We start from the raw sequence: 18,296 nt of genomic DNA on the forward strand, positions 1-18,296 counted from the left end.
GAAACGGCCATAGCAATGGATTTCTGTCGCTAAAACAGCGTCAGATTTTCAGACTTTCGTGGGTTTGTTCAGTTTCAATAATGAGCCCGTGCTTATCGACAGCTATCAGTTGGATCACTTTTAGAGGCTCTCTCCGGCTTACAGTCACTCTTCTCATAATGCCGTCCAACAGAACGACGGAAAAGGACATACCTGTGCTCACCTCGCCTGACTGTGCTCCCGTTTCAAAGAAATCGAACAGCGCTTCAGACGATCCAAATTGAGATAACACCAGTTTTTCGGCATCTTTTCGCAAACCGTCCGGAGCAAGGGTAAGAGATTTGATCATCATCTGGAGTCTGTTGGCAACGACACGACGTTTTCGCTCCAGATCGCCATCGTCAGCATCCTGAAGTTCCTTGATCAACGATTTGATCTGTTGGTCATCAACCGGAGCGAGGGCAGCATCTTTCTCCAGTTTGGCTTCCACCGCTCCCTTCTGATTTTCAAGTTCCAAAATTTCAGATGAGATTTCCTCAATTTTCGATTGGACAAAAGCCTTGGCAGTATTGCTTGTTTGAAGCATTTCAAAAGTCGTATTCAGTAATTCGTTCTTACCCCGCATATTTTCATTAATGGAGATCAGTTTTTGCTCCAGTGTGTATCGCTCTGATTGTTCGTCAGCACGTTTTAAAGTTTCAACGAGGTCAAGCTCATGAACAAAAAAGAGGAATACGTTTTCAAAATGCTCGTAGCGCCAACTGGATGCAGAACATTCGAAATGACGTTCAGCGTTGGTGCATCTTAGGAACTGCCCTCCTTTGGGTGGAGGTCCTTTGTCCACAAAGCGCATGGGTGTCCCACAGTAAGCACATTTGGCAATTCTCGAAAATAAATTTCTATACAGAGGACCCTTTCGACCTGCTCCTTCAACCTGTCGCTTCCGACGCGCATGTTTAATGCGCAAGAACAGCTCTTCATCAATTAACCGAGGAAAGTAATCGTGGACTATATCACCGTCGGGCTCGGCAGTTCCATTTACAAACTTATGAGGTTGGAACTCTCCCAAGACCGACCTGTTGTTAATTATTCTAGTAATATATGACGCATGCCACCCCTTTGAATTTTCGCTAAAGGGTGCAATAGATTCGTTATTGAGAATGCGACCAATAGAATAAGAACCATATCCTGAATCGGCCAGATCAAATATACGTTTAACTACATCATCTCTGCCCGGAATAACTTCAAACGAGTTTGTATCTGTATTTAATTTTAACCAAGCGGGGCATATTTTTGTCAGTTTACGCTCGTTGATATTCTTTCTTTTATTCGCCCAAGCTTTGCCAACTCGATAGCTTTTTGCAACTGATTCCTCGTGAGCACGACTCAGTACAACCATCGGATATAGAAAATTCGTGAAATCAGCTTTTTCCGCGCCGTACACTTGCTCATCGATAAGCGTAACAATTTTGATTCCGGACTTAAGTATTTTTATGAATAGTGGAATCGATTCAAGTATATTTTCTCGACTTAGACGATCGAGTGATTCAATTAAAAGATATGATCCGGTGGGAATTGTTTTCTTTTCGATAAGGGAGATAAATTCTCCCAGCATACCATCTTTAATGTTCCTACCCTTGAATGCGGAAACACCGATATCTTCAAAGTTTTCAACCAATTGAAGATCATGCCGAATTGCATATTCTTTCGATTTTTCTTTCTGTCGTTCTAAACTGTTACCCTTAAGCTGCATATCCGTCGACATGCGAACGTACGAATAAGCGAGCGGTTTGGTGTTTTCTCTGTCCATTATGCGAGTGTAATCTATAAATTAATTAGCCTCAACATCTCGATTGTCGGCCTGCCCGATAAGGCCGTGGCGGAAAGCCGGGAGCGGGTGCAGGCAGCACTCCATGCCTCAGGCCTCTCCATGCCGACCAAACGGGTGACGGTTAATCTGGCGCCTGCCGATCTGCCGAAAGAGGGGTCGCATTACGATCTTCCCATAGCAGTGGGGCTGATGGCGGCCATCGGTGCGATTCCTGTTGATGCCATTCAATCTTACATGATGTTGGGCGAGCTGTCGCTTGACGGTACGATTACCGCTGTTGCGGGTGTTCTTCCCGCAGCAATCAGCGCCAATCGTGAGGATAAGGGGCTGATCTGTCCCCATGCCTGCGGATCGGAGGCGGCATGGGCCGGCGCTGATATTGATATCCTTGCACCGCGCAGCCTGATCGCGCTGGCAAATCATTTCAAAGGCTCGCAGGTGCTGACACGGCCTGAGCCTTCCATGCGCGTTTCAACCGATGTGCCGCCCGATCTGGCTGACATCAAAGGGCAGGAGACGGCCAAACGTGCGCTGGAGATTGCCGCCGCAGGCAATCACAATCTGCTGCTGGTCGGCCCACCCGGATCAGGCAAATCCATGCTGGCGCAACGCTTGCCTTCCATTTTGCCACGACTTAGCCCCCGCGAGCTTCTGGATGTTTCGATGATTGCCTCTATTGCGGGCGAGCTTTCCGGCGGAAAACTCTCCGATCGAAGACCGTTCCGCGACCCGCATCATTCGGCGTCTATGGCGGCCATGGTCGGCGGTGGCTTGCGCGCGCGCCCGGGCGAGGTCTCACTTGCGCATAATGGCGTATTGTTTCTCGACGAATTTCCCGAGTTTACACCGCAGGTGCTCGATTCCTTGCGCCAGCCGCTTGAGACCGGTGAATGCATGATTGCGCGCGTCAATCACCGCACCAGCTATCCGGCGCGTTTTCAACTGATTGCCGCAATGAACCCCTGCCGTTGCGGCATGGCAGGGGAACCGGGGCATACTTGCGCACGCGGGCCGCGGTGCCAGAGCGATTATCAGGCGCGCATTTCTGGTCCATTGCTGGATCGCATTGATCTGCGCGTTGATATGCCTGCCGTTTCAGCACTGGATCTCATTCAGTCATCGCAATCAGAGCGAAGCGAGAGCGTTGCCAAGCGTGTGGCGCGTGCGCGCGCCATCCAAAGCGCACGCTATTCGGCCCTTGGGCTCGATTCATCAATGACCAATGCCCATGCTTCGGCAAATCTGATTGAGGACGTGGCGAAGCCTGATGCTGCCGGTATCAAACTGTTGCGCGATGCCAGTGAACAGATGCGTTTTTCCGCCCGCGCGTATCATCGCATTTTGAAAGTGGCGCGTACTCTCGCTGATCTCGACGGTGTCGATCAGATCAGCCGGATACACCTTGCCGGTGCGATTTCCTATCGGATGGGAGCGGAAAGGCTGATCGCTTCTGCCTGAATTTATTTAACCGATCCAACCAGCAGATTGTCCGGGCTTTCGATGCTGACCCAGCGGCCTGTATTGTTGGCTGCCTGACGCTTGAGATAGGTATAGTCGGTTTCATCCCAGCGCAAAACTTCGTCGGTCAGATTGTCGAGAACAAAGTCGCCACGATCCGTGCGAACGGTCAGAACGGCATGGCCTTCGCCGTCCGGCTTGCGCACGACGGTGATCAGCAGGTCGGTCATGGGAATGCCAGCCTTGGCCAGCTCACGCTGCTTGAGCAGAGCGTAATCTTCACAATCGCCAACCGTGGTCGGGTAAGCCCAATATTCCTCAACGCCGTAGATTTCCATGTCGGTCATCGGCTTGATGCGCTCATTGATCGAAAGATTGACCGCCTGAATGTGCTGCCAATTGTTGTTGTTGAGCGAAAGCGCGCGTGTATCGCGGCTCACGATGCTGCATTCAGCGGCTTCGCGCTTGCAGAATTCGTAATGGCCGATTGGCTGTGATGTGAGCTTGCCCGTCTGCATGAAGGGGCCGGAGGCAGCCTGCGCACCAAAGCTGAGCGTGAGAGCGGCAATGCCGATGCTGGCAGCAGCGATAAGTTTCAAGCTGGAGCGAACTACACAAAACATACTCAACGCCCTTTTCACAGCCCGCAACGGGCATTTATTAACGAAAAGTTAAAATATGAAACATGGCCTGAGTCAATTAAGACTGTGGCGCCTCCGCCCAACTTCTTAATTAATGGTTAACACGGGTGGTGTGGATTTTATGCATCTTTTGCGTGTGTGAATGCATACAAAAAAACCGCTATGGCGGCCATAGCGGTTTCAATATAATTTATTAAATCAAGTATTTAGAGCGGTGTGAAACACACATTGGTGTGGCCTGCGCTCACGAAACCAAGGCGCTGAGCCGCGCCCTTGGAGAGATCAAGCACGCGTCCTTTGATAAAAGGGCCGCGGTCATTGATGCGCACGACAAGCGATTTGCCATTGCGCTGGTTGGTCACTTTAACCTTGGTGCCCAGTGGCAATGTTTTGTGCGCTGCAGTCAAACCGGCTGGGTTCATGCGTTCGCCCGATGCCGTGCGGGAGGTCAGCGCATACCAGGAAGCACCGCCACAGCGCGCAGCCTGAGCTTCCATTGCGGTGATCGAGAACAGACCGGTTGTCGCAACGGCGAGCATAGCCATACGGATTTTGAAGTTCATTGTGATTCCAATAGTCGTTTCGAAAGGCCTTCACAGTCATGACTGATAAAGACCGGTGCCAACTGGAATCTAAATGTGGCGATGGCGTGATGTTATTGAGAGTATAATGAGGGGATAGAATCGATTATCTCAGCGGAATATCATCCTATACTGGACGTTGTTTATTTAGATTATCAAGAAGAAATCAGGAATATTTGGGATTGAATCGCGTTATCTCTGTAAATCTGCTTACGATTCGTTAGGATTTGGAGGATGACTGCCTTGAGTCATGTTTTTAAGCGCGATCCTCAAGAAAATCTGCTTGCGACAGGGCGATGGCTTAGCCGAGCCAATACAATTTTTATTTGTATGGCTAGTTTTCCATCGGAATCCATAAGATGACAAAATCCGGCCTTTTTCGCGAAAACTGCAACCTGTGGATGCTTTTTTGATGATCAAGTTTGGAGTCCTTGCTGTAACTTTTGTTGAAACCCTGCGTGATGACGCAGATTTGTCCACGCCTCCTATGCATGCAAAAGCCAAAATCCTGCTATAAGCGCTCATCTTCAGAATGGAATATCATGCAGGATAATACGCAACAGGACGATGCCGATAAAGAATTGCCGCCGGTCTCGGCGGGCAAGCGTATTGTTTATCTCTGCCTCGGTTTGCTGATGCTGGCTCTTGGTATCGTCGGTGCCATTCTGCCGGTGATGCCAACAACGATCTTCATCATTCTTGCTGCATGGTTTTTTGCGCGCTCCTCGCCGAAGTTCGAGGCGCGTCTGCTGGCCGATCCGCGTTTTGGTCCGATGATTATCAAATGGCGTGAGCGTGGCGCGATTCCCCCCAAAGCAAAACTATATGCATGCCTTGGCATGGCATTCGGCTATGGCATGTTCTGGTGGGGTGCGCAGCCGGGGCCATGGCTCGCGATAGGCGTTGCAATCTTCATGCTGGGCTCCGCCGCTTATGTTCTTTCTCGCCCCAATGCGTGAGTCATATATTATTATGTTTGCATATATAGGCATGAAACCGCACCCATGCTTGAATGATACAAAGCTGTTACACAGCTGTCATATGACTGTTATATAGAGCGCGTAGATGGCTGTTGACGCTTTTTCGTCATGTGTCTTTTACAACAGGGGCTGGTGCTCATGAACAAGATGATTTCCTCGACCGCAGCGCTCGCAATTGCTGCCGTATTGTCGGTTTCCGCAGCAAACGCGCGCGAACAGATTCAGGTTTCCGGTTCCTCGACCGTTTTGCCTTATGCCAAGATCGTTGCCGAAACCTTTGGTGAAACCTATCCGAACTTCAAGACGCCGGTTGTTGAATCGGGCGGCTCTGGCGCAGGCATCAAAGAATTCTGCAAGGGCGTTGGTGAAAACACCATCGATATTGCAAACGCATCGCGTCCGATGAAGGAAACGGAACTCAAGTCCTGCATCGACGCTGGCGTCAAGGATGTTCAGGAAGTCCGTTTCGGTTATGACGGTATCGTCTTTGCAACAGATGTAAACGGCCCAGACTGGAAGCTTACCCCGGTTGACCTTTATAAGGCACTTGCTGCCAAGGTTATTGTTGACGGCAAGCTCGTAGACAATCCAAACACCAAGTGGAATCAGGTCAATGCAGACCTGCCGGATTGGGACATTGCGGCTTATATCCCTGGCGAAAAGCATGGCACCCGTGAAGTTTTTGAAGAAAAGCTTCTTGCTGACGGCTGCAAAGAATCGGGCGCTCTTGAAGAAATCAAGAAGACCGGTCTTGATGACAAGGCCGCCGCTTCCGCCTGTATCGCTGTCCGCAAGGACGGCAGGGCTGTTGATATTGATGGCGATTACAGCGAAACGCTGGCACGTATCGGTTCCAACAAGCAGGGCGTTGGCGTTTTCGGCCTCTATTTCTTCGAAAACAATGCTGACAAGCTCAAGGTTGCCACTGTCAATGGCGTAACGCCATCGGCTGACACCGTTGCCTCGGGTGAATATCCGGTTTCGCGTCCGCTGTTCTTCTATGTGAAGAAGGCGCATCTGGGCGTCATTCCAGGCCTCAAGGAATATGTAGACTTCTTCCTGTCTGAACAGATGGTCGGCCCGGACGGCCCGCTTGCTGAATACGGTCTGGTTCCTGCGCCAGATGCAGAACGTGAAGCACAGCGCACTGCCTTCACCGAAGGCAAGGTTCTGGCAGTTAAGTAAGCTTTGAGCTGTGGAACGTGGGGATCATTGGCCCCCACGTTCTTTCTCTTTGGCGCTGGTTGGGTATGACAAGCGTATTCGCGTGGAAATAAGCTGGCTGTTTTATTGTATCGGTAAGCTGTTTCTGCATTTTTTGGGGCAACCGGGGAAATTGAATGTCCTTCTTTCTGGTTCTCGTCAGTGTCGTTGCAATCGGACTGATCGGATTCTTCATAGGTCGTCAGCGCGCCGTTGCAATTGACAAGGCGCAGCCTGCCAGGTCCGCAGGTGCAAATGCAGAGAAAATGCATTCCCGCCCGCTTTATCATGGCTGGTGGGTTTTCCTCGTTTCCGCGTTACCGGCAGTGCTGTTTCTGGCGGTTTGGGCGATCGGCACATCCGTTTATCTTGATCACACCGCGACAGCACAAATGCCTGCCGCCGTTGAAGATGGTTCATATTCCGAGCGCAGTCTGCAGCTCAGCATGATCCGCAGTCTCTCCGATGGCATGCAGAAGCTGACGCCTGCTGAAATCGACAGTTTCCCGCAGACTTACAAGGAAGCGCGCGACGTGCTCGGCTCGAAGGGCGTGGCGCTTGCAACCGAAGGTCAGGACTATATGGTCCCGGTTGCTCTGTTCCTTGATAAGGCAAACAAGGTTTCCCATACGCTTGGCAGCGCAATTGCTCTGGTTATCGCGGTTGCTGGCCTGATTTTCGGTCTTTCCGGCATCAAGCGCCGCACACGGGCCCGCAACAATGTCGAGCGCATCGTTTTGTGGGGGCTGATTGCTGCGTCCGGCATCGCAATTCTAACAACCATCGGCATCGTTTTCTCTGTGCTGTTTCAGACTGTGAGCTTCTTCCAGTCGGTTGCTCCCATGGACTTCTTCTTTGGCACCGTGTGGGACCCACGCTTTGCAGCTGCAGGTTCGGGTGGTGAAGTCGGGCAGTTCGGTCTGATCCCGCTTCTGGCCGGTACACTCTATATTGCTTTTGTTGCCATGCTGTTTGCTGTGCCGGTTGGCCTGTTCTCGGCGATCTATATGGCTGAATATGCCTCGCCGCGTGTGCGTACTGTGGTCAAGCCGGTGCTAGAACTTCTGGCCGGTATCCCGACCATTGTTTATGGCTTCTTCGCTCTGATTACGGTTGGCCCTTTCCTGCGTGATCTCTCGGCGGCCATTGCGGGCGGTCAGGGCTTCATCATGGCGCAGAGTGTGCTGACAGCTGGTCTGGTCATGGGCGTGATGCTGATCCCGTTCGTGTCGTCGCTTTCCGATGATATTATCACCGCGGTGCCGCGCTCGCTGCGTGATGGCTCGCTTGGCCTTGGCGCCACGCGCTCCGAGACAATCAAGCGTGTCGTTCTGCCAGCAGCGCTTCCCGGTATTGTCGGCGCCCTTTTGATGACAGCCTCGCGTGCGATTGGTGAAACCATGATCGTGGTGCTTGCAGCCGGTGTTGCCGCCCGCCTGAGTGCCAATCCTTTTGAAGCCATGACGACGATCACTGTCAAAATCGTCAGTCAGCTCACGGGCGATCTTGAATTCGATTCGCCGCAAACGCTGGTTGCCTTTGCGCTGGGTATTACCCTCTTTGTCCTGACGCTGATCATGAACATCTTTGCGCTCTACATCGTTCGCAAGTACCGGGAGCAGTACGAATAATGACCGATTCAACTCTCAATGCCGGCACTGCGGTAACAAAGCCCCAGCGCCGCGATATCGGGATCAAGCGTCGCTACGCTGCCGAACGCCGCTTCCGCCTCTATGGCATCCTCGCCATTGCGATTGGCGTGTTCTTCCTCTTCGCGCTTTTGTTCTCGGTTTTCTCGAAGGGCTATACAGCCTTTGGACAGACGACGATTTACCTGCCCGTTAAGCTTGATGCGCAGGTTATCGATCCGGGTAACAAACTGGCAACCGATCCGAATGTGCTGATCACGGCCAATTATCCGCTTCTGGTGCGCAATGCATTGGCGGAAAAACTCGGTGTAGCATCCACAAATCGCGCAGAAATGCGCGAAGTCGGACGCTTCTTCTCCGATGGTGTCCGCGTTCAGCTTCGCCAGATGGTGATGGACAATCCGTCGCTGATTGGCACAACGCAGACCGTTCCGGTTCTGGCTGCTGCGGACATTGACTCGGCCTATAAGGGCCAGATTGATCTCTCGGTGCCTGAGGCAAACCGCAAGGTTTCCGACCGTCAGTTTGCATGGATCAAGAAGCTGAGCGATGAAGGGATCATGAGCGAGGCTTTCAACTGGGGCCTGTTCACCAATGGTGCGTCCAGCCGTCCGGAAACTTCGGGTCTGGGTGTTGCGCTGGTCGGTTCCTTCTACATGATGATGATCGTGCTGGTGCTCGCACTGCCTATCGGTGTGGCTGCTTCGATTTATCTCGAAGAATATGCCAAGAAGAACCGCCTGACCGACCTTATTGAAGTCAACATCAACAATCTGGCGGCTGTGCCATCGATTGTCTTCGGTCTGCTCGGTCTTGCAGTCTTCATCAACTTCTTCAATCTGCCGCGTTCGGCGTCGATTGTGGGTGGTCTGGTGCTCACATTGATGACGCTTCCAACCATCATCATTGCAACGCGCTCAGCCCTTCGTGCCGTGCCGCCATCGATCCGCTCTGCTGCGCTTGGTCTTGGTGCATCCAAGACACAGATGGTGTTCCATCATGTGTTGCCGCTTGCCGCGCCCGGCATTTTGACCGGTACAATTATCGGCCTTGCGCAGGCACTGGGTGAAACAGCTCCGCTGCTGCTGATCGGTATGGTGGCTTTCGTTGCCAATATGCCAGCAACCCCGATGGATCCTGCAACGGCGCTGCCTGTGCAGATTTTCATGTGGGCCAATGAAGCCGAGCGTGCCTTTGTAGAACGGACATCAGGCGCTATTATCGTCCTGCTTCTGTTCCTCGCCGTCATGAACATTGCAGCAATTATTCTGCGCCGCCGCTTCGAGCGCCGCTGGTAAACGGGAGAGAAATGATGAATCTCATGACTGAACGATCTCTCGAAAAAGCCGTAGGAGAAAAAATGAACACCAACGCCCCTTCGATTAAAATGCGTGGCGACAAGGTCTGTGTGTTCTATGGCGAAAAACAGGCACTGTTCGAAGTCGATCTGGAAGTGCCCGAAAAGATGGTCACTGCGCTGATCGGCCCATCGGGCTGTGGCAAGTCGACCTTCCTGCGTTCGCTCAACCGCATGAACGATACGATCGAAGGCTGCCGCATTGCTGGCAAGATCACGCTGGACAACGAGGATATTTACGATCCTAAGATCGACGTTGTTGAATTGCGCGCCCGCGTCGGCATGGTGTTCCAGAAGCCCAATCCGTTTCCGAAATCGATCTTTGAAAACGTTGCCTATGGTCCGCGTATCCATGGCCTTGCCCGCAACAAGACCGATCTCGAAGAAATCGTGGTCACCAGCCTCAAGAAGGCCAGCCTTTTTGAAGAGGTCAAAGATCGCCTGCATGATGCAGGCACTGGTCTTTCCGGTGGTCAGCAGCAGCGTCTGTGTATTGCACGCGCCATTGCTGTGAGCCCTGAAGTGATCCTGATGGACGAGCCGTGCTCGGCCCTTGATCCGATTGCAACCGCCAAGGTTGAAGAGCTGATCGACGAATTGCGCCAGAACTACACCATCGTCATCGTGACCCACTCCATGCAGCAGGCAGCACGCGTTTCGCAGCGCACTGCCATGTTCCATCTGGGCAATCTGGTGGAAGTGGGCGACACGGATGTGATGTTCACCGCACCGACCGAAAAACGCACCCAGGACTATATCACCGGTCGTTTTGGCTAAGGAATATTTCAGCAAAAGCGAGAGCCGGTTCGGTTCCGCTTCCCTGCCACCTTTACTTTGAGGTCTATTATGGCGTCCCAGCACACCGTTAGCGCATATGACGAAGAACTTCAGTTCCTGACCCACAAGATTGCGGAAATGGGCGGTCATGCCGAACGCATGGTCGAGCAGTCCGTTGCGGCGATTGTCAATGCCGACAACGCGCTGGCACAGCGCGTCATTTCCGATGATCTTATTCTCGATGCCAGCGAACGCGAGATCGACGACAAGGCTGTGATGATCATTGCCAAGCGTCAGCCAATGGCGGTGGATCTGCGCGAAATCATCGGCTCGATCCGCATCTCTGCCGATCTGGAGCGCGTGGGCGATCTGGGCAAGAATATTGCCAAGCGTGTTGCCGCCGTTTCGGAATCGCGCCAGCCGGGCAAGCTTTATCGCGGCCTCGAAACCCTGGCTGAACTGGCGCTCACGCAGCTCAAAGACGTGCTTGATGCCTATGCAACGCGTTCGGTCCAGCAGATCAATATCGTGCGTGATCGCGATGACGAAATTGACGCGATGTACACCTCGCTGTTCCGCGAATTGCTGACTTATATGATGGAAGATCCGCGCAACATTTCTGCCTGCACGCATCTTCTGTTCTGCGCCAAAAATATCGAGCGCATTGGCGATCATGCGACCAATATTGCGGAGACGGTCTATTATATCGTGACTGGCCTGCAAATGCCTGCGGAACGCCCGAAAGAAGATCTGAGCCACGGCATTGTCGTGGATGAGGCGCGTAAATCTTGAAAACGTGGCTTGCCGTAGCAATGCGACAAGCCATTTCAAATATGTATGAAGGCGCGGCGGCACGCGGTCGAACGGGGGAATTGCATTTGTCGCCACGCTTAACCCGATAGGAAACTCTGCATGTCACAGGCACCCAAGATTGCTGTGGTCGAAGACGAAGAAGCGCTGAGCGTGCTGTTGCGCTATAATCTCGAAGCCGAAGGCTACCACGTCGATACAATATTGCGTGGCGATGAAGCCGAGATTGCACTGCGTGAAAACGTACCGGATCTGCTTATTCTTGATTGGATGCTGCCGGGCGTATCCGGCATTGAACTGTGCCGCCGTCTGCGCCAGTGGCCAGAGACGGAGCGCCTGCCGGTCATCATGTTGACGGCGCGCGGCGAAGAAAGCGAACGCGTTCGGGGCTTGAGCGTTGGTGCCGATGATTATGTGGTGAAGCCTTTTTCGACACCGGAACTGCTCGCCCGCGTTAAAGCCATGCTGCGCCGCGCCAATCCAAGCGTGCTTTCGCATGTGCTGAAAGTCGGAGAGCTTGTGCTCGACCGTCAGCAGCACCGCGTCTATCGCAAGGAAAAAGAAATCCGCCTCGGGCCGACAGAGTTTCGTCTGCTCGAATATTTCATGATGTCGCCGGGCCGCGTCTTCTCGCGCAGTCAGTTGCTGGATGGCGTCTGGGGACCGGATATTTATGTCGATGACCGCACGGTGGATGTGCATGTCGGACGTCTGCGCAAGGCCATTAATCTCGGTCGCGCGCTTGATCCGATCCGCACGGTGCGCGGCGCGGGCTATTCCTTTGGATAGCCGTTCAGGCATCCTCAAATGTGTATATTGGCATCTCGCTGCTTGAAAAAAGCGGCGAGATTTTTGTTTGGTGAGAGGCTTTCTGCCTCACCCATAACAACAGCCGATTCGGAAATTATGGCCTTTGGCAGCGCCGGAATGGCCCTTCTCACGCGATATTACAGTTTTGTCGATAAAGTTGAAGGCGCTTATTTGGCGTGGTGAAAACAGCGTTTTCGACGTGCTTTTTTGGCCCAAAATTCCGATTGCTAAAAACTTGAAAGAAAATGGGAATTGGGGCACTGATGTGACTTGTCTGTAACCAGATTGAATCGCGTTAAATCAATACCTTATAAGAATTGACGCATCTCATTAAGGATTTATTAATATATTTGAAGGGTTTGCAGCAAAATTCAAGCTTATGATTCAAGTTGATTTCATCATCATCCTGTTGGTGACGTGAATTTTGAAATTTGACCCTTTGCCTTTTTTTGGCCTAAAAATTCCAAAACCTTGTAGTCGATGCGTAACTGCAAAACAGTCGATTTTTGATTTTCGTTCTATTTGGCTTTGCATCATAGCCGGTTTTGCAAGCGCCTATGCGGCGCGTATGACAGGCTGGATCAGGTAAGGGGTCTAATTATGAGATTTGTCCGTTGACGCGCGCTGGTAAATGGAAATGGCCTGTTGTTATCGGGTTGCTCGTAGCACCGTTTTTGGTGACGGGCTGCACGACGACAGGCGGAACAACCAAGGCCAAGACGGAAAAGACAGCGGCGACCAGCCACGTCAAGACCGTCAATGGCGTTAAGACTTTCACCTACACTGCCAGAGACCGCGAGTGCCTTGAGCGCGCGATGTTCTTTGAATCAAACCGCTCAAGCCCGGATGGTCTGATGGCTGTCGGTACAGTTGTAATGAACCGCCTTGCATCGGGCAGCTATCCCGACACAATCTGTGGCGTTGTGGGGCAGAAAAACCAGTTTGCGCCCGGTGTTTTGAGCCGCAAGATGAATTCCAAGGCAATGCCGGATGTTGAGGCCGCAGCCGATGCCGTTCTCAAGGGCAAGCGTCATCCAAAGCTGAAAAACGCGATGTTCTTCCACACGGCGGGCCTCAAGTTCCCCTATCGCAACATGCATTATGTGCTGGTTGCTGGCGGAAACTCTTTCTATGAAAAGCGTGGCCGCGATGGTGCGTTGGAGAATCCTGTTCCGCAGATACCTTACAATTTGGCCTATGTATCAACACCACAGTCGCCTTCCATGCCCGATGGCCCGTTCTATAACGTGACATCGCAGCAGGATGTTCCTGTTCCGCAGGCGCAGCCAACTGTTCAGGTTGCTCTGGCCGAAGCAGCTAACAGCGTTGAAGCGCGGCAGAATGATGGTTCGGGCCCACAGGCTCGTGGCAACCGGCTCGCGACCCTTCCTGTGAAGCCAGCTGAAAAGCCGGCTGTGATGCAGGTGGCAAGCTATCAGCCGACATTTGATGAAACGGCGCCAAACGTTCAAAATGTGTCACTTGGATATGCGGCTGACAAAAAGCACGTCGATGCAATCGGCGCGATGCTTCTGTCGCAGGAACGCCCGGAAGCACCGCTCTAACAAGAGCTTGAGATGTAAAAAGCGCCCTTAGCGGGCGCTTTTTTATTTGACGGGCACTGCAACGGGAACTGGCTGATAAATCACCATCGGACCATCGTAGAAATCAGCTCTGTTTTGCCATGCACGACTGTCTGCGCGGCGGTCGAGATCAAGCCGCATCATACAATTTGCAAAAGCATCGGTCCTTTGTTTGAAACCATAATTGCGGCAGGTCTGTTCATCTGCTGCACGGCGCTGTTCCGGTGTCATGGTCTGACAGCCTGCAAGCAGTCCCGCCAGACCGAGGATAAGAAGCACAGTTTTCTTCATGAAGTTGTTCTCGTAAAATCAAAAAATTATCGACCGCTATAAGAATATAGCGCAGTTGCAGGAAAAAGAGTGGTGAAATTAAGGGCTCTGATACACTGCCGCTGATTCTTTCAAACACGAGGTTTGCAGCCCTATGGCAATTGACAATAACGCTTCCGTCATCGATCCGGTAAAACTCGAACGTCTGGCCGAAGTTGCCGTGCGTGTGGGCCTGCAATTGCGCGAAGGACAGGACCTTGTCATCACGGCGCCCGTTGTTGCTCTGCCGCTGGTACGCCTGATTGCAAAACATGCCTATAAAGCAGGCGCGGGTCTTGTCACGCCGTTTTTCTCAGATGATGCAATCGCGCTGGCACGGTATGAAAATGCAAGCGATGAAAGCTTTGATCGTGCAGCCGACTGGCTCTATGAAGGCATGGCAAAAGCCTATGCCAATGGGGCGGCCCGTCTTGCCATTGCAGCCGATAATCCGATGCTGTTGTCGGCGCAGGATGCATCAAAGGTTTCGCGCGCCAATCGCGCCAATTCCAAAGCCTATCAGCCAGCACTCGAAAAGATTGCCGGTTTTGACATCAACTGGAACATCATTTCCTATCCGAACCCGGAATGGGCCAAGCTGATGTTTCCGAATGAAACGGAAAATGTTGCGACCCGCAAGCTGGCGGATGCGATCTTTGCAGCCTCCCGCGTTGATGTCGATGACCCGGTCGGGGCATGGGCCGCACACAATGCAGCGCTGCGCACCCGCACGCGTTTTCTGAATGCAAAGGCCTATAGTGCGCTGCATTTTCAGGGTCCGGGTACCGACCTGACGGTCGGTCTCGCCGATGGCCATGAATGGCATGGTGGCGCATCGACGGCAAAGAATGGCGTTACCTGCAATCCGAATATCCCGACCGAAGAAGTCTTTACCACGCCCCATGCGTTGCGCGTTGAAGGCCATGTATCGAGCACCAAGCCATTGTCGCATCAGGGAACATTGATCGACAATATTTCGGTGCGCTTTGAAGGCGGCCGCATTGTCGAGGCCAAGGCAAGCCGTGGCGAAGAAGTGCTCAACAAGGTGCTGGATACCGATGAAGGCGCACGTCGCCTGGGCGAAGTGGCGCTTGTTCCGCATTCCTCACCGATCTCGCAGAGCGGGCTGTTGTTCTATAACACGCTGTTTGATGAAAATGCTGCGAGCCATATCGCGCTCGGCCAGTGCTATTCGAAATGTTTTGTTGATGGCGCAAAGCTGACGCCAGAACAGATCAAAGCCCAGGGCGGCAATTCGAGCCTCATTCACATCGACTGGATGATCGGATCTGACAAGATTGACGTTGATGGCGTCAATGCAGATGGCAGTCGCGAGCCTGTGATGCGTGGCGGCGAATGGGCTAATTAACTATTGCAAATGAAAAGCCCGGCTTAGAGCCGGGCTTTTTGCAGGCCTTTAGAGCACTAAAATCAGTTTTTTTCCTGAACATGGGCTTCCAGGAACCACAGCGCCTTGTCGAGACTGCGCGATGCAGCAGTGAAAATGTCTGCGGTCGTGTCATCACCTGCTTCATCAGCATCTTTAATCGACTGGCGCACAAGATTGGCGACATCGCCATAACGCTCGATCAGTGCGTTCAGGTGGTCGTGCACAGCGTAAATATCGGTCGGATAGGCTTTAAGCTTGGAGTCTTTTGCGACAACCTGCGTCGTGCCATAGGCGGTGCCGCCAAGCTGCACGGCGCGTTCTGCAATTGTGTCCACATGACCGTCAAGATCGGCACGGAACGTGTCGAGTAATTCATGCACGGCGATAAACTGAGGCCCCTTGAGGTTCCAGTGCGCCTGCTTGGTGATGAGGGCAAGATCGATGGTCGCAGCCAGATTTTCATTCAGCAGCGCAATCATCGTGGTCTTTGTATTGGAGGGAAGATCGTTGCGGGTTGCATGCATCGACTTCTTGGACATTTTATCCTCATATCCTTTGCACGATCCGGCTTTTTCCAACGGTTGAGAAACCGCTGTTGAAAAACAGATTTGTTTTCTGAAACCGGTCCCGCCAGATCTCAATGAAAGGCCGGTTCAGGGATACGAAATTGAAAATTGCCCCGCATCCTCAATTTTAACGCCGTGCATGGCGTTTTGTTCCGAAAATATGTAGTAATTTTCGCAAGATTCATGTGTTTTGCTTGTCGCAAGCCGATTTCTGATTTACCCGATGGCTCATGAAGATACTTGCCCTTGATACCGCCTCTTCCTGGTGTGCTGCCGCAGTCTATGATTCGCGCACGGATAGGGTTCTTGCCAAAATAAGCGAGAATATCGGAAAAGGTCATGCCGAAGTTTTGATGGACTATATCGGGCGCGTGATGGAGCAATCCGGTATTGCCATGACTGAACTTGATCGCGTGGCGGTCAATGTCGGTCCCGGATCATTTACCGGCGTGCGCATTGGTGTGTCTGCGGCACGCGGTTTTGCACTGGCTCTTGGCCGTCCGGCTATGGGCATCAGCGCCTTTGATGCGCTTGCCGCTGAAGTAGCGCTCAGCCAGCCGGGACAGCCGGTTCTGGTGCTGCTTGAAGCGCATCGCGGTGAAATCTACGCGCAGGCCTTTGGTGGTGATGCGGTGGCCACAACTGGGCCAATGGTGCTCGCGCGTGACGAAGCGCTGACGCTTATTCAGCAACAGCCGTCTGAAACGGTTCTGGCTGGCTCGGCTGCTGCTGCGCTCAATGAAATTCTGGCTGGCACATTCAGTGTCGTGCGCCCTGAGCCAACGGGCCAAATCGGCACGTATGCAAAGCTTGCAGCCATCGGCGCGCCGGGTGAAGCACCAAAGCCGCTCTATATGCGCGGACCGGATGTGAAGCCACAAACCGGATTTGCCTTGCCGCGCAGGGCGGACGGGGATGCGCGGTGATGGGACTTTCGTTTCTGCGCTTCGGTAGCAAACCCGTTTCGGTGGAAAAGCTTGATGTTCATGACAGCGGCGAAATTCAAAGAGTTCATGCGCTTTCCTTCCATCACGCATGGAGTTCGGACGATTTCCGTTCGCTGATCGCGCAGGATAGCGTTTTTGGCTTTGTGGCGCGGCCCGAAGGCAAGCCGGGCAAGGCGTGTGGCTTTGTGCTGGCGCGGCTCGTTGCCGGTGAGGCGGAAATTCTCACCATTGCGGTTTCCAATGCGGTGCGCAAGCAGGGCATCGGCCATGCGTTGATGGATGCCGTGCTGCGCTATCTCTATCAGGAGCGCGCCGAGACGCTGTTTCTGGAAGTCGATGAAAACAATGTCGCAGCACTGGCTCTTTATCGCCGCATGGGGTTCAACAAGGTCGGTGATCGCCCTGCCTATTATGAAACGGCCAATGGCCGTTCTTCGGCTTTCATTCTGCGCCGCGATCTGGTGAGGCCGCAATGATCGGTGCCATCCGCATTATTCTGGTTGTTGCAGCCATGGTGGCGCTCAGCCTGTCGCTCATTCCGGTGCAATATGTGTTTTTGAAACTCAAAAACACATGGAAGCGACGGCTTCCGAATTTCTTCCATCGTATCATTGCGCGCCTGCTCGGTTTCCGCATTACAATCGTCGGCGAGATGCCGGAAGGCCGGCCGTTGCTTCTGGTTGCCAATCACGCATCGTGGAGCGATATTGTCGTGCTTTCGGCTGCGGGGCAGGTGTCTTTCATTGCCAAATCACAAGTCAGAAGCTGGCCGGTATTTGGCTTCTTTGCCGTGTTGCAGCGCACGGTGTTTGTCGAGCGTGAACGGCGCGGCAAGACCGGCGAACAAACCTCTGACATTGCAAAACGTCTGGCTGATGGTGACGCCATGGTGCTGTTTCCCGAAGGAACGACATCGGATGGCAATCGTGTGCTGCCGTTCAAGACCGCACTTTTTGGCGCAGCCCACACAGCGATCCGGGAAGCGGGCGTGCCGGAAGTCATCGTGCAGCCGGTCGCGATTGCCTATACCGGCGTGCATGGCATGGCGATGGGCCGATACCATCGCCCGATTGCTTCATGGCCGGGCGATGTTCAGCTGATGCCGCATCTCAAAGGCATTCTGCGCGAAGGTGCCATTGATGTTGAAATACGTTTTGGCGAGCCGATTGTGGTCACCGCCGAAACGGACCGCAAGGCGCTGGCGCGCACCATGGAGAACCGGGTGAGGGCGTTGTTGCAGACCTCGCTGCTCGGGCGCGAAATCGCGGAAGATTAAAGCATTTCCAGCAAAAGTGCGGAGCGATTTTGCGTGGGATAATGCGATAAAAACAAAGAGATTTAGCATTCCCTATGATTCATTCTAAATAGGAAATGCTCTGAGAGTGTTAGTTTGTCGCCTTCCAAAGCAGCGATAAAGACGCTAGA

The 18,296-nt window shown here is 52.9% G+C and carries 17 protein-coding genes and 1 pseudogene; 13 read left to right on the forward strand and 5 right to left on the reverse strand.

Features of this window, described 5'->3' with window-relative positions:
- Positions 1 to 40: 40 nt before the first annotated feature.
- Positions 41 to 1,789, reverse strand: a complete 1,749-nt coding sequence (locus tag ABE530_RS00055) for a recombinase family protein (RefSeq protein WP_499693228.1) — start codon at positions 1,787 to 1,789, stop codon at positions 41 to 43.
- 30 nt (positions 1,790 to 1,819) lie between these two features.
- On the opposite strand from ABE530_RS00055, the pseudogene ABE530_RS00060 reads away from it, so the two are divergent.
- A pseudogene (locus ABE530_RS00060) lies at positions 1,820 to 3,268 on the forward strand (YifB family Mg chelatase-like AAA ATPase); the annotation flags it as partial.
- A gap of 2 nt (positions 3,269 to 3,270) precedes the next feature.
- Here the strand turns inward: ABE530_RS00060 and ABE530_RS00065 are convergent.
- Together ABE530_RS00065 and ABE530_RS00070 are read right to left on the reverse strand one after the other, a co-directional pair.
- On the reverse strand, positions 3,271 to 3,891 hold the full coding sequence (locus ABE530_RS00065) for a transglutaminase-like cysteine peptidase (protein WP_499693229.1): 621 nt from the start codon (positions 3,889 to 3,891) through the stop codon (positions 3,271 to 3,273).
- A 224-nt stretch (positions 3,892 to 4,115) separates the two neighbouring features.
- Positions 4,116 to 4,472, reverse strand: coding sequence for a septal ring lytic transglycosylase RlpA family protein (locus ABE530_RS00070; protein WP_187543663.1), 357 nt, complete (start codon positions 4,470 to 4,472; stop codon positions 4,116 to 4,118).
- Between the two features lie 560 nt (positions 4,473 to 5,032).
- Between ABE530_RS00070 and ABE530_RS00075 the strand changes: the two genes are divergently transcribed.
- The 8 genes from ABE530_RS00075 to ABE530_RS00110 all read left to right on the forward strand — a co-directional run bounded on the left by ABE530_RS00075 (position 5,033) and on the right by ABE530_RS00110 (position 13,641).
- Positions 5,033 to 5,449, forward strand: a complete 417-nt coding sequence (locus tag ABE530_RS00075) for a YbaN family protein (RefSeq protein WP_396995983.1) — start codon at positions 5,033 to 5,035, stop codon at positions 5,447 to 5,449.
- A gap of 159 nt (positions 5,450 to 5,608) precedes the next feature.
- Entirely contained in the window at positions 5,609 to 6,655 is a 1,047-nt protein-coding gene (locus ABE530_RS00080) for a PstS family phosphate ABC transporter substrate-binding protein (RefSeq protein ID WP_265982522.1), read from the forward strand.
- A 155-nt stretch (positions 6,656 to 6,810) separates the two neighbouring features.
- Positions 6,811 to 8,304 carry a phosphate ABC transporter permease subunit PstC gene (pstC, locus tag ABE530_RS00085; protein ID WP_265982524.1) on the forward strand — a complete coding sequence of 498 codons (1,494 nt, stop codon included), beginning with the start codon at positions 6,811 to 6,813 and terminating at the stop codon, positions 8,302 to 8,304.
- Positions 8,304 to 9,620, forward strand: coding sequence for a phosphate ABC transporter permease PstA (gene pstA / locus ABE530_RS00090; RefSeq protein ID WP_265982526.1), 1,317 nt, complete (start codon positions 8,304 to 8,306; stop codon positions 9,618 to 9,620). Before pstC ends, pstA begins: the two co-directional genes overlap by 1 nt.
- Before the next feature lie 62 nt (positions 9,621 to 9,682).
- Positions 9,683 to 10,456, forward strand: coding sequence for a phosphate ABC transporter ATP-binding protein PstB (gene pstB, locus ABE530_RS00095; protein ID WP_499693230.1), 774 nt, complete (start codon positions 9,683 to 9,685; stop codon positions 10,454 to 10,456).
- A 69-nt stretch (positions 10,457 to 10,525) separates the two neighbouring features.
- Positions 10,526 to 11,248, forward strand: a complete 723-nt coding sequence (gene phoU / locus ABE530_RS00100) for a phosphate signaling complex protein PhoU (protein WP_187543658.1) — start codon at positions 10,526 to 10,528, stop codon at positions 11,246 to 11,248.
- A gap of 120 nt (positions 11,249 to 11,368) precedes the next feature.
- Complete coding sequence (gene phoB, locus ABE530_RS00105) at positions 11,369 to 12,055, forward strand: phosphate regulon transcriptional regulator PhoB (protein ID WP_094505949.1); 687 nt, start codon at positions 11,369 to 11,371, stop codon at positions 12,053 to 12,055.
- Between the two features lie 635 nt (positions 12,056 to 12,690).
- Complete coding sequence (locus ABE530_RS00110; protein ID WP_265982532.1) at positions 12,691 to 13,641, forward strand: cell wall hydrolase; 951 nt, start codon at positions 12,691 to 12,693, stop codon at positions 13,639 to 13,641.
- Between the two features lie 42 nt (positions 13,642 to 13,683).
- Here the strand turns inward: ABE530_RS00110 and ABE530_RS00115 are convergent, their stop codons facing one another.
- Positions 13,684 to 13,950 carry a hypothetical protein gene (locus ABE530_RS00115; protein ID WP_265982533.1) on the reverse strand — a complete coding sequence of 89 codons (267 nt, stop codon included), beginning with the start codon at positions 13,948 to 13,950 and terminating at the stop codon, positions 13,684 to 13,686.
- Positions 13,951 to 14,083: 133 nt separating this feature from the next.
- On the opposite strand from ABE530_RS00115, the gene ABE530_RS00120 reads away from it, so the two are divergent.
- Positions 14,084 to 15,337 carry an aminopeptidase gene (locus tag ABE530_RS00120; protein ID WP_499693231.1) on the forward strand — a complete coding sequence of 418 codons (1,254 nt, stop codon included), beginning with the start codon at positions 14,084 to 14,086 and terminating at the stop codon, positions 15,335 to 15,337.
- A 62-nt stretch (positions 15,338 to 15,399) separates the two neighbouring features.
- Here the strand turns inward: ABE530_RS00120 and dps are convergent, their stop codons facing one another.
- On the reverse strand, positions 15,400 to 15,897 hold the full coding sequence (dps, locus tag ABE530_RS00125; protein ID WP_499693232.1) for a DNA starvation/stationary phase protection protein Dps: 498 nt from the start codon (positions 15,895 to 15,897) through the stop codon (positions 15,400 to 15,402).
- 257 nt (positions 15,898 to 16,154) lie between these two features.
- Here dps and tsaB point away from each other — a divergent pair, with 257 nt between their 5' ends.
- The 3 genes from tsaB to olsA are packed head-to-tail and all read left to right on the forward strand — an operon-like array spanning position 16,155 to position 18,147.
- Complete coding sequence (gene tsaB / locus ABE530_RS00130) at positions 16,155 to 16,850, forward strand: tRNA (adenosine(37)-N6)-threonylcarbamoyltransferase complex dimerization subunit type 1 TsaB (protein WP_265982536.1); 696 nt, start codon at positions 16,155 to 16,157, stop codon at positions 16,848 to 16,850.
- Complete coding sequence (rimI, locus tag ABE530_RS00135; RefSeq protein WP_265982537.1) at positions 16,847 to 17,347, forward strand: ribosomal protein S18-alanine N-acetyltransferase; 501 nt, start codon at positions 16,847 to 16,849, stop codon at positions 17,345 to 17,347. The genes tsaB and rimI overlap by 4 nt, the downstream gene beginning before the upstream one ends.
- A complete protein-coding gene (gene olsA, locus ABE530_RS00140; RefSeq protein ID WP_499693233.1) occupies positions 17,344 to 18,147 on the forward strand; it encodes a lyso-ornithine lipid O-acyltransferase in 804 nt (267 codons plus the stop codon). Before rimI ends, olsA begins: the two co-directional genes overlap by 4 nt.
- The last annotated feature ends 149 nt before the right edge of the window (positions 18,148 to 18,296 follow it).

This window comes from Brucella sp. TWI559 (assembly GCF_039674265.1).
Taxonomy (GTDB): Bacteria; Pseudomonadota; Alphaproteobacteria; order Rhizobiales; family Rhizobiaceae; genus Brucella; species Brucella chromiisoli.